This window comes from Streptomyces sp. NBC_01341 (assembly GCF_035946055.1).
GTDB lineage: Bacteria > Actinomycetota > Actinomycetes > Streptomycetales > Streptomycetaceae > Streptomyces.
In genome coordinates, this window is the sequence record NZ_CP108364.1 from 4,066,641 (window position 1) to 4,078,415 (window position 11,775).

The window sequence follows — 11,775 nt, forward strand, 5'->3', positions numbered from 1 at the left end:
CACCGCACCGCTCCCGATAGGCTGGGCGGATGACGCGAGCCGAGCAGCCACCGGTCGTGAGCCCCACCTCCGACACACTTGCCGCAGACTCACGCGAGCGCGCCGTACGAGCCCTGTTGCGTGTTCCCCCGCTCAGGCGGTTGTGGAGCGCCCAGGCCGTCGGCAGTATCGGCGATTCACTCGCCCTTCTTGTGCTTGTGCTGTTGTCGCTGCAGGCGGCGGTCGTCGAGGGCTCCTTCGGGGCCGGGTACCGCGGGGCGGCCTTCGCCGTCGCCGCCGTGTTCGGCGCCCGGATTCTTTCCACCGTGCTCTTCGGAGCCGTACTCCTGGGGCCGCTGACGGCACTGACATCGCCCGGCGGTCCCGTCGACCGCCGCTGGCTGATGATCGGGGCGGACGGGCTCCGGCTCGCCCTGCTGGTCGTCGCGCCCCTCTGGATCGACTGGACGCCGGACAAGGCACTCCTGATGATCCTCATCACCGTGTTCGTGGCCGGTGCGGGTGAGCGGCTGTGGGCGGTGGCCAAGGAGAGTGCGGCGCCCGCGCTGCTCCCCGCCCCGCCGCCGGAGGGCGCCGCCGTGCGCCCGCTGCCCGATCACCTCGACGCGCTGCGCAGGCTGTCCCTGCGCACGAACTTCCTCGCCGTCCCGGCGGCCGCGGCGGTCCTCGTCGTCGCCTCGCTGATCGGCGAACTGCTGGGTACCGGCCTGGACTGGTTCTCCTTCCACCAGGCGGCCCTCGGGTCGTACGTCGCGGCGGGGCTGTTCTCCGCATCGATCTCGACCCTGTACTTCCTGCACTTCCCGGCCACGCAGACGCCCCGGCCCCGGTCCCCGCTGGAGGGACTGCGCCGTCCGGCCGCCGAATCGGGCTCGGACAAGGGCCGCACCGGCAGCATCCCGCTGGTCGTCGCCGCGTCCGCCGCGGTCGCCGGGGCCATCTCGGCCGCCGCGTCCGTGTCCGTACTGCACGCCGCGGACCTCGACGGCGGACCCGTCACCTTCGCGCTGCTGATCCTGGTCCTGACCGGTGGTACCGCGCTCGGTATCCGTACCGCGCGGAAGGTGCTGCCCGCCCTGTCGCGACGCAGGCTGCTGGCGCTGGCCACCGCGGTCACGGGCGTGGCCCTCCTCGCCCTCGGCCTGGTGCCGGACACGGCCACCGGGGTACTGATCGCCCTCGTCGCCGGTTACGCCGCCGGTGTCGCCGCCCACATCGGGCACGCGGTCATCGACCAGGAGACGGAAGCCTTCCGCCAGGCCAGGAACACAGAACACCTCCAGGCCGTCGTCCGGGTGCTGGTCGCGCTCGGCGCGGTGGGAGGTCCGCTGCTGGCCGCCGCCATCGGACGCCATCGTCTGGGATCGGGCGACTTCGTCTTCGCGCACGGCGGAGCGGCGTTCGCGCTCATGCTCATCGGCGCGCTGCTGCTGCCCGTCGCGGTGATCGTCCTCGCCAAGACCGACGACCGCGCCGGGGTGCCGCTCCGCCGCGACCTGCGCGAGGCGCTGCGCGGCGGCGACCCGGCCGTCTCGCCCGCCGACAACGGCTTCTTCCTCGTCCTCGAGGGCGGCGACGGGGCCGGCAAGTCCACCCAGGTGGAGGCGCTCGCCGACTGGATCCGTGCCAAGGGGCACGAGGTCGTCGTGACGCGCGAGCCGGGGGCCACCCCGATCGGCAAGCGCCTGCGCTCGATCCTGCTCGACGTGTCGTCGGCGGGACTGTCGAACCGTGCCGAGGCCCTGCTGTACGCCGCCGACCGCGCCGAGCATGTCGACTCCGTCGTCCGTCCCGCGCTGGAGCGCGGCGCGATCGTCATCTCCGACCGCTACATCGACTCGTCCGTCGCCTACCAGGGCGCCGGCCGGGACCTCGCTCCCACCGAGATCGCCCGTATCTCGCGCTGGGCGACGAGCGGACTCGTACCGCATCTGACGGTGCTTCTGGACGTCGACCCGCAGACCGCGAGGGAACGGTTCACCGAGGCCCCCGACCGGCTGGAGTCCGAGCCGGCCGAGTTCCACAACCGGGTACGGTCCGGCTTCCTGACCCTCGCCGCAGCCGACCCGGCCCGCTACCTGGTGGTGGACGCCGGGCAGGAGCCGGAGGCCATCACCACCGTCGTGCGCCACCGGCTCGACCGGCTCCTCCCGCTCTCCGAGGCCGAGGTCAAGGCCCAGGAGGAGGCGCGCAGGGCGGCCGAGGAGGAAGCCCGGCGCAAGGCCGAGGAAGAGGCGGCCCGCAAGGCCGAGGAGGAGCGGCTGGAGCGCGAGCGGGAGGCTCAGCTCGCCAAGCTCCGCGCCGAGGAGGAGGAGCGCAGGCGCCGCGAGGAGGAAGAGGCCCGGCAGCGTGAGGCCGAACGCCAGGCGGAGGAGGCCCGGCAGCGCGCCGAGGAGGCCCGCCGCCGTGCGGAGGAGGAGCGGTCCCGGCTCGAGGCGGAGGAGCGGGTACGCGACGCCGAGCAGGAGCGGCTGCGGCTGCAGGCCCAGGAGGAGGCGCGGCTCCGCAAGGAGGCCGAGGAACTTCGCCTGGAGAAGCAGCGCAGGGCGGAGGAGGCGCTGATCCGTTCCGAGGAGGCGCGTCGCCGTGCCGAGGACGAGGCCGCCGCACGGGCGGAGGAGGCCGCTGCCGCCGCTGCCGCGAAGCGTTCCCGCGACACGGGGCGGTCCGGATCCGGTTCTTCCGTACCGGACAACGAGCTCACGGTGCCGACCCCCGTCGTGAATCCGAACGAGATCACGCAGCCGGTGCCGGTCGCACTGCCCGACGTCCCGCCGCGCGACGCGGAGGAGACCACGGTCCTGCCGTCCGTAAGGGATGCGGACGAGACCGCTGTCCTGCCGCCCGTGCGGGGCGAGAGGCCGTCGGACCGGGTGCCCCCGGGCGTCTTCCGTGACGAGCCGCGCGCCCAGCCGGCCGAGAGCGAGAACGAGCGGACCCGCGAGCTGCCCCAGGTCACTGACGACCCGCAGGCGGGGCGGGCGGCGCAGGGCGGTTCCGCTCAGCGGAAGCGGCCGAGGCCCGACTGGGCCGAGGAGACACCCCTCGACGACCTGCCGTCACTGGCCGACGAACTGCTCGGCGGGCACGACGACGACGAGCGTGGCTCCGGCGGCCGTCCGCCACGTCGCTGACGGTCCGGCGCCGGGCCCGTCGCACCGCCGGTCACCGGTGGTACGGCGGGCCCGGCGGTTTTTGGACGATCGTCCGGCGGCCGGAGGGTGAGGGGCCCGGGCGACGGAACGCCGGAACTGTCGGACCCTTCCCGCACAATGGGAGGCCGACGGGAAAGCCGGCTTTCCCGCACCACACACCACCGGAAGGGCGGTGACCATGACCGTATGGGACGACCTGGTCGGACAGGACCGGGTGCAGGAGCAGCTCGGTGCCGCCGCCCGGGACGCCGATGCGCTGGTCACCGCGCAGTCCGAGGGCGGGGCGGTGCCGTCCGGATCGAAGATGACCCACGCCTGGCTGTTCACGGGCCCGCCCGGATCCGGCCGGTCCACAGCCGCCCGGGCCTTCGCCGCCGCTCTCCAGTGCACCAGCCCCGACCGGGCACTGGGGGGCGCGCCGGGCTGTGGATTCTGCGACGGCTGCCACACCGCACTGATCGGGACGCACGCGGACGTGCAGGTGATCCGCACGGATCTGCTCTCCATCGGTGTGAAGGAGACCCGTGAGCTGGTCCGCCGTGCCCAGCTGTCGCCGGCCGTGGGCCGCTGGCAGGTCATCGTCATGGAGGATGCCGACCGCCTGACGGAGGGTGCGGGGAACGTCCTGCTGAAGGCGGTGGAGGAGCCCGCCCCCCGCACCGTGTGGCTGCTCTGCGCGCCGTCCCTCGAGGACGTGCTGCCCACGATCCGCTCCCGCTGCCGCCATCTGACACTGCGTACGCCGCCGGTGGACGCCGTCGCGGACGTGCTGATCAGGCGTGACGGCATCGACCCCGAACGGGCCGCTTCCGCCGCCCGCGCCACGCAGGGGCACATCGGCCGGGCGCGCCGCCTGGCCACGGACGAGCGGGCGCGTGCCCGCCGTGCGGCCGTGCTGAAGCTCCCGCTGCGCGTTCATGACGTCGGTGGCTGCCTCAAGGCTGCCCAGGAGCTGATCGACACGGCCACGGAGGACGCCAAGCAGGTCGCGGAGGAGGTCGACGTCAAGGAGACCGAGGACCTCAAGGCGGCGCTCGGCGGTGTCGCCGGAGGGCGCATGCCCCGCGGCACCGCGGGGGCGATGAAGGAACTGGAGGACAAGCAGAAGCGCCGCAGGACGCGTACGCAGCGCGACAGCCTGGATCTCGCGCTCAGCGACATCACCGGCTTCTACCGCGATGTACTGGCACTTCAGCTGGGCTCCCGTATCGCCCTGGCGAACACGGACGTGCGGGACGCGCTCGACAGGATCGCCGAGTCGTCCACGCCCGAGCGCACCCTGCGGCGGATCGAGTCGGTGATCGCCTGCCGTCGCGCCCTCGACCGCAACGTCGCCCCCCTGCTCGCCGTCGAGGCGATGGCCGTGGCACTGCGGGCGGGCTGAATCCCGGGAGCAGTCGGCCTGCCTCGTCCCACGGTGAGCGGGCGAGGAGTTCTGACGTCTCGTCAAGACGTCCACGGGATGAGTGAATTCACCCGTATGAGCCGGAAATCGATCGAGTCGTCACCCTGCCGCTACGCTCCTGGGATGGACACCAGGCGCCTGCTCCGTACGTTCGCCACCGCGCTCGGCACTGCCGGCGTGCTCGTCTCCGGCTGCAGCAGTGGTGGTTCGGCGCCCAGTGCCTCGGCGACGGGCTCGGCCGCCACCGAGGAGCTCGAGCCGTACTACGCGCAGAAGCTGCGCTGGCGGGACTGCGGCGTGGAGGGCTTCCAGTGCACCACGATGAAGGCCCCGCTGGACTACGGGAAGCCGGACGACGGGGACGTCAAGCTCGCCGTGTCCCGCAAGAAGGCCACCGGACCGGGCAAGCGGATCGGATCGCTCCTGGTGAACCCGGGCGGCCCGGGCGGCTCGGCCGTCGGATATCTCCAGGGGTACGCGGCCATCGGCTACCCCGCGCCCGTCCGCGCGCGGTACGACATGGTGGCCGTCGACCCGCGCGGGGTGGCCCGCAGCGAGCCCGTCGAATGCCTCACCGGCAAGGAGATGGACGTCTATACGCAGGTCGACCAGACCCCCGACGACCAGAGCGAGGCCAACCGGCTGAACGAGGCGTTCAAGAAGTTCGCCGAGGGCTGTGAGAAGCGGTCCGGCACGATCCTCCCGCACGTCTCCACGGTCGAGGCGGCCCGCGACATGGACATCCTGCGCGCGCTGCTCGGTGACGAGAAGCTGCACTACGTCGGCGCCTCGTACGGCACGTTCCTCGGCGCGACCTACGCCGACCTGTTCCCCGCCCGGGTGGGCCGCCTGGTCCTGGACGGGGCTATGGACCCGTCGCTTCCCGCGGTGGAGATCAACCGGGACCAGACCGCGGGCTTCGAGACTGCGTTCCAGTCGTTCGCCGCGGACTGTGTGAAGCAGTCGGACTGTCCCCTCGGCACCACGTCCACGGCCGACGCGGCGACCGCGCTGAAGAGGCTCTTCGCCGATCTGGACGCCGAGCCGGTGCCGACCGGTGAGACCCGGAAGCTCACCGAGTCCCTGGCGACCACCGGTGTGATCGCCGCGATGTACGACGAGGCCGCCTGGCCCCAGCTGCGGGAGGCCGTCGCCGGTGCGAAGCGCGGCGACGGGTCCGGCCTGCTCGCGCTCGCCGACAGCTATTACGAGCGGGATCCGAGCGGTAAGTACGCCAACCTGATGTTCGCCAACGCCGCCGTCAACTGCCTCGATCTGGCCCCCGCCTTCTCCGGCCCCGAAGAGGTCGAGAAGGCGGTTCCGGCCTTCGAGGAGGCGTCCCCGGTCTTCGGCAGGGGCTTCGCCTGGGCCGCGCTGAACTGCGACGCCTGGCCCGTCGACCCCACCGGCGTCCCGCACCGCACCGTGGCCGAGGGTGCGGCCCCGATCGTCGTGGTCGGCACCACGCGGGACCCCGCCACCCCGTACAAGTGGGCCAAGGCCCTCGCGGCCCAGCTGTCCTCCGGCGTCCTCCTCACCTACGAGGGCGACGGGCACACCGCGTACGGCCGCGGCAGCGACTGCATCGACACGGCGATCAACAGGTACCTGCTGGACGGCACTCCGCCCAAGAACGGGAAGAAGTGCGCCTGACCTGCGTTTATCCCGTCAGGGGCGGGCGGTGCGGAGCACCCCCGGAAACTGTGTAGACTTGGCGTCGCTGCTGATCGCACCATGGTGCGACAGGGCGTGCCGCCTTAGCTCAGCTGGCCAGAGCAACGCACTCGTAATGCGTAGGTCTCGGGTTCGAATCCCGAAGGCGGCCCTGCCGAAGCCCCAGGACTCACTCGCCGTGACCTGGGGCTTCTGCTTTTCCCGGCGCAGCGGATCAGGGAGCCGGGCGGGCACGTATCCGCCTCGCGACGCGGACCCGCCTCGCGGCGCGGGCGCCGACGAGAGGGAGAACATGACCGGGCACGCGAGTACGACGCCGGACGCGGGCACACTGCCCGGCCCGCTCGTCGGGGTGGAATGGCTCGCCGAACGTCTGACCCTGCCCGGGACCGTGGTCCTCGACGCGTCCGTGGGCGCGCACCGTGCCACCGGGCGGCGTGTTCCGGGGGCCCGGCGCTTCGACATCGACGGCGCCATGTCCGATCACTCCGTGCCGTTGCCGCACACGATGCCCGGGGCGGCGGAGTTCACCGCCGCGATGAGGGCCCTGGGCGTGGATGACGCGGACACCGTGGTCGTCTACGACACCGCGGGGATCTACTCCGGCGCACGCGCCTGGTGGATGCTCCGCGCCATGGGCTTCGACCGGGTCGCGGTGCTCGACGGCGGCCTGCCCGCCTGGGAGGCCGCCGGGCTCCCGGTGGAAGCCCGGGAGCCCGGGACCGCGGAACGGACCGGTGACTTCACCGCCCGCCCGCGCCCCGGAATGCTCGTCGGCGCCGACGAGGTCGCAGAGGCCCTGGGCGACGCCCGCTCGGTGGTGCTCGACGCGAGGTCCCGTGAGCGGTACGCCGGTTCGGCCCCGGAGCCCCGGCCGGGTCTGCGCGGCGGTCATATGCCGGGCTCGGTGAACCTGCCTTTCGGTGAGCTCCAGCGTGACGGCCTGATGCTGCCCGCCGATGAGCTCCGCACGGCGTTCACAGCGTCGGCCGGGAACCGGGAACGGCTCGTCGTCAGCTGTGGATCGGGTGTCACCGCGTGTGTCCTGGCGCTCGGAGCCGAACTGGCCGGTTACCGCGACGTGTCCGTGTACGACGGCTCGTGGGGCGAGTGGGGCCTGCCGTCGGACCGCCCGGTCGTGACGGGCCGGGCGCCCGTCGGCCGCGGCGGGGCCTGACCCCATCGGAGTGGATCGTCGCTGATCCGGCCGGGCGCGCGCGGGCCGGCGGCCCTCTGATCCGGCCGCACGGTCCGCCCGTGCGAGTAGCCCTCTGATCCAGCCGCGCGGTCCGCGCATGCCCGCCCGCGCTCCTGATGGCCGCTCACTCGCGGGTGCCCGCCGTGCACGTCGGCGGCGCGTCCCGAGCCCAGGAGTGGGCCTGTATGCATGCGGGAAACCTACCCGCGCCGCCCCGCGCGGGGGAGTCACCAGCGCATGTGGACATCCTCGGCCCAGCCCAGGAGCTCCCGCACCGCGATGTCCTCGCCGTCGTCGGTGCGGATCCTGCCGGTGTAGTGGCCGAAGCGCTGGTCGGTGCGGTTGGCGATCAGGCCGACGTCCGTGTGCACGGAGCGGTTGTGGAACGGGACGAACGTCAGGTCCACCTGGCCGGACGAGGGCGAACGGATTGTCCAGGGGGCCAGTGGGTCGGAGATCGACCACCGCCAGTCGAGCTCCTCGCCGATCTTGGTCAGCCGGCCGTCGACGCAGAGGGCGTTCTCGGTGGAGCCGGTGCCTTGCGTCCAACGTCCGCCGAACTGGAGGCCGATCGTGTGCCCGTCGGCCCGTCCGGACGCGGCGCCCCAGTTCCAGTCGACCGTGCGCGGCCAGCGCCCGCGGCCGTGGTCCAGGACGGCCCAGGTGTCGTCGTGCGGCCCGCCGAAGACGAGCAGGTCCCTGCCGACGCGTACCCGCCCGGCGGCGGGGAGAGCCGTGTGTTTGGAGGTGTACTGGAAGCGCTGGCCGCTCCACGGGACGACGACCGAGAGAGACTCGTGCCCCGCCGGCCGCGAGACCAGGATGTCGACCTCCAGGGGCAGGCGCTCCGGCGTCAGGCAGCGGGCCCGCAGGCGGGTTCCGGCGTTCTCGTCGCGGATCTCGACTCGCACCTTGCCGCCGGACGGCCGCGCGGGCCCGACCACCACGTCCTGGGAGCCGGGGGATCCGGCGATGGTGTCGGGCAGGCTGACGCCCCGCCCGGCGGGGACGATCGCGGAGCATTCGAACTCCCTTCCCCCGGGTTCGAACTCCAGGACGTAGACGCTGTTCAGCGCCAGGAAGTCGAGATCGCTGACGGTCAGGGCGACCAGGTGCGTGGGTGTCGTCACGCACCAGTGCTCCCACCGCTTCGTCCTGCCCCAGCCACGCAGATTGGCCCGGTGCAGGGGTTTCCTGGACCAGCCGACCGCCGCCGGATTCAGGCTGCCGTCGGGCAGGCACAGGTCGACGGGCTCGGTGATCTCGTGCTCGTGCGTCGCCATGGCCGGAGCCTATAGCGGCGTGCGGGCCCGTTCCGGTACGGACGAGGGCGTGCCGAGGGCGGTCGCCGGTGCGCCGCGCGCTGCGCGCAGCAGGGGGACGGGGAGGAGGTCTGCCCGGCCGTGGCTGCGGGTGCGGCTGCGACAGGAGCAGCCGTGCGGAGAGGGCCACTCGGCGACAGGGCTACTTGGCGTCCGAGTAGCGTCCGACGACCACCGTGGTGAACGGGAACCTGACCGGTGTCTCTCCGAACGCCACCCGCCCGGCCAGCTCCCCGGCCTCACGGATCGCCTCCACCACCGCGGGGGCCTCCTCCTCCGGGCAGTGCACGATCACCTCGTCGTGCTGGAAGAACACCAGCTCGGCGCGCATCCCCTCCGCGGCCAGCGCCCGCCGCAGGGCGGCCAGCAGCAGAAGGGCCCAGTCCGCCGCGCTTCCCTGGACCACGAAGTTGCGGGTGAAGCGCCCCCGGGCCCGGGCGTTCGACGAGGCGTAGCCCGGGGTGACGCCGTACCCGTCGGTGCTCCCCCCGGCGGGTGACTCCTCGCTCTCCTGCGGGATGCCGGCCTCCCCGTCTTCGTCCGCCCCGGCGGCGGGCGGACTGGTACGGCCGAGCCAGGTGCGGACGAGCCGCCCCTCCTCGCCGGCCTTCGCCGCGTCGTCGACGTACGCCACGGCGTGTGGGAACCGTCGCCGCAGCGCCGCCAGGTTCTTCAGGCCGTCCCCCGAGGTCTGTCCGTACACGGCGCCGAGCAGCGCGATCTTGGCGTGGTCGCGGTCGCCGTGGAACGCCCGGTCGGACAGGGTCCTGTAGAGGTCGGCGTCGTGACCCGCCACCTCCATGAGCCCCCGGTCGCGGGAGATCGCCGCCAGCACGCGCGGCTCCATCTGGTCGGCGTCCGCCACGACCAGCCGCCAGCCCTCGTCGGCGACGACGGCCTGGCGTATCACCTTGGGGATCTGCAGGGCACCGCCGCCGTTGGTGGTCCAGCGGCCGCTGACCGTGCCCCCGGGCTGGTACTCGGGCCGGAAGCGCCCCTCGCGCACCCAGTCCTGGAGCCAGCTCCAGCCGTGGGCCGTCCAGACGCGGTACAGCTTCTTGTAGCGGATCAGCGGTTCCACCGCGGGATGGTCGATTCCCTCCAGCTCCCAGCGCCGGGTCGACCGCACCTTGATCCCCGCTCGGGCGAAGGCCTTCACCACGTCCGCCGGGAGGTCGGGGCGCACCCGTCTGCCGAACGCCGCCGAGACCTCGTCCGCGGCCTCCGCCAGCCTGCGAGGCTCGCCCCCGCCCGCATAGCGCTCGCCGAGCAGGTCGTTCAGCACCTCGCGGTGCACGTCGGCCCGCCAGGGGAGGCCGGACCGGTTCATCTCGGCGGCGACCAGCATGCCCGCCGACTCGGCAGCCGTGAGCAGCCGCATCCTGTCCGGGTGTTCGGCCGCTGCGTGGCGGCGCAGTTGCTCGGCGTAGACCTCGAGCAGTGCTTCGAACGGCAGATCGACGCCGGAGCGAGGCTCGAAGAGGGAGGACTGCGAACCGGGCTCGGCCGAGCGGGGCGGCGGATCGGGCGGCACCGGGGCGTTGCGCAGCCGGGCCCAGGCCGCCGGGGCGGAGCGGGGCTCGCCGAGTCTTCCCTCGTGGCCGAGCAGCAGCAGCTCGGCGCACTCGATGTCGTAGCACCGCTCCACCCGGACACCGGCGGCGAGCAGCCGGGGGTAGACCGCCGCGGTCGAGCGCCAGACCCAGCGGGTCACCTGGGGGCGGGAGCGGACCGACTCCACGAGGTCGGGCTCGGCCAGGACGGGCCCCGCGGGCAGGCCGTCGCGCGCCAGCGGCGCGACGAGGGCGCCGCCCCCCTCCGCGATGGCCAGAGCCCAACGTTCGGTCATGGGCCGAGTCTTGCACCCGCCACTGACAGTGCACCCGGGCCCGCCGGGCGCCCCGGGGCCGATCCCGTGCCCGGAACCGCTCCCTCCCCTCGGGTCCCCGCACACCGCCACGCACCCGCCACCGGCCACGTGAGCGCCCCCGGCTCGGCGGGCGGGCGCGCCGGACTGCGGCGACGATCGGAGGGAGGTGCGCGCCGCGCGCACCGGGAGCGGCGAGGACGCGGAGGAACCGGTATGGAAGCGATCGTGTACGAGGAGTTCGGCGGCCCCGAGGTGCTGCGCCGGGCCCGCATCGACGACGTCCACGCCGGCCCCGGGCAGATCCGGGTGGCGGTCCGGGCCGCCGGGGTCAATCCGGTCGACTACAAGATCCGCAACGGCTGGATGGAGGCGGCGTTCCCGACCCCGCTGCCCGCCGTGCCGGGCAGCGAGTTCTCCGGGGTCGTCGACGAGACCGGGGAGGGCGTGACGGAGTTCGCGGTCGGGGACGCGGTCCTCGGCCGGAGCGCGACCGGGGCGTACGCCGACTACGTGCTGGCCGACGTGGGCGCCGTCGCCCGCAAGCCCGAGATACTGGGCTGGCCCGAGGCCGCCGCGCTGCCGGTCGCGACGGGGACCGCCGCCCGGGTGCTGGACGAGCTCGCGCTGTCCGAGGGCGAGACGCTGCTGCTGCACGGGGCGTCCGGAGCGGTGGGTTCCGCCGCTGTGCAGCTGGCCGTCGCGCGGGGGGCCACGGTCGTCGGGACCGCGTCACCGGCCAACCACGACTACCTGCGGGTGCTCGGCGCCGTTCCGGTGGCGTACGGGGACGGGCTGGTGGAGCGGGTGCGGGAGGTCGCGCCCCAGGGTGTGGACGCGGTGTTCGACGTCGCCGGCAAGGGCGTGCTCGCCGACTCGGTGGAACTGCGCGGCGGCACCGCCGACAGGATCGTGACCATCGCGGACGCGGACGCGGCGCACCACGGGGTCGCGTTCTCCGCGGGCGGCGGGGAGGACCCGGGCGAGAGCAGGCGGCTCGGCGAGTACGCGCAGGCGGCGGCGGTCGGCGGCCTGCGGATCCCCGTCGAGCGGACCTTCGCGCTCCGCGAGGCGGCGAGGGCGCAGGAGCTGAGCGAGGCCGGGCACGTGCGCGGCAAGCTGGTGCTGCTCCCCGGGGAGCACTGAGCGGCGGT

At 73.6% G+C, this 11,775-nt stretch carries 7 protein-coding genes and 1 tRNA gene; 6 read left to right on the plus strand and 2 right to left on the minus strand.

The annotated features are described in order from the left end of the window. Nucleotides 1–29: 29 nt before the first annotated feature. From tmk to OG206_RS18005, 5 genes are all read left to right on the plus strand, one after another. Nucleotides 30–3,134 carry a dTMP kinase gene (gene tmk / locus OG206_RS17985; RefSeq protein ID WP_327117248.1) on the plus strand — a complete coding sequence of 1,035 codons (3,105 nt, stop codon included), beginning with the start codon at nucleotides 30–32 and terminating at the stop codon, nucleotides 3,132–3,134. Nucleotides 3,135–3,333: 199 nt separating this feature from the next. Continuing rightward, nucleotides 3,334–4,539, plus strand: a complete 1,206-nt coding sequence (locus OG206_RS17990; protein WP_327117250.1) for a DNA polymerase III subunit delta' — start codon at nucleotides 3,334–3,336, stop codon at nucleotides 4,537–4,539. Nucleotides 4,540–4,683: 144 nt separating this feature from the next. Then, entirely contained in the window at nucleotides 4,684–6,213 is a 1,530-nt protein-coding gene (locus tag OG206_RS17995; protein ID WP_327117252.1) for an alpha/beta hydrolase, read from the plus strand. Nucleotides 6,214–6,311: 98 nt separating this feature from the next. Then, a tRNA-Thr gene (locus tag OG206_RS18000) sits at nucleotides 6,312–6,385 on the plus strand. Nucleotides 6,386–6,526: 141 nt separating this feature from the next. Next, the gene (locus OG206_RS18005; RefSeq protein ID WP_327117254.1) at nucleotides 6,527–7,411 is read left to right on the plus strand and encodes a sulfurtransferase; all 885 of its coding nucleotides are present in this window, start codon (nucleotides 6,527–6,529) and stop codon (nucleotides 7,409–7,411) included. Nucleotides 7,412–7,659: 248 nt separating this feature from the next. On the opposite strand, the gene OG206_RS18010 is transcribed toward OG206_RS18005, so the two are convergent. Beyond that, nucleotides 7,660–8,715 (minus strand): DUF2804 domain-containing protein, encoded by a 1,056-nt coding sequence (locus OG206_RS18010; RefSeq protein ID WP_327117256.1) that lies wholly within the window; start codon nucleotides 8,713–8,715, stop codon nucleotides 7,660–7,662. Between the two features lie 181 nt (nucleotides 8,716–8,896). Continuing rightward, nucleotides 8,897–10,603, minus strand: coding sequence for a bifunctional 3'-5' exonuclease/DNA polymerase (locus OG206_RS18015; RefSeq protein ID WP_327117257.1), 1,707 nt, complete (start codon nucleotides 10,601–10,603; stop codon nucleotides 8,897–8,899). Between the two features lie 234 nt (nucleotides 10,604–10,837). Here OG206_RS18015 and OG206_RS18020 point away from each other — a divergent pair, with 234 nt between their 5' ends. Next, nucleotides 10,838–11,767, plus strand: coding sequence for an NADP-dependent oxidoreductase (locus OG206_RS18020; RefSeq protein ID WP_327117259.1), 930 nt, complete (start codon nucleotides 10,838–10,840; stop codon nucleotides 11,765–11,767). The last annotated feature ends 8 nt before the right edge of the window (nucleotides 11,768–11,775 follow it).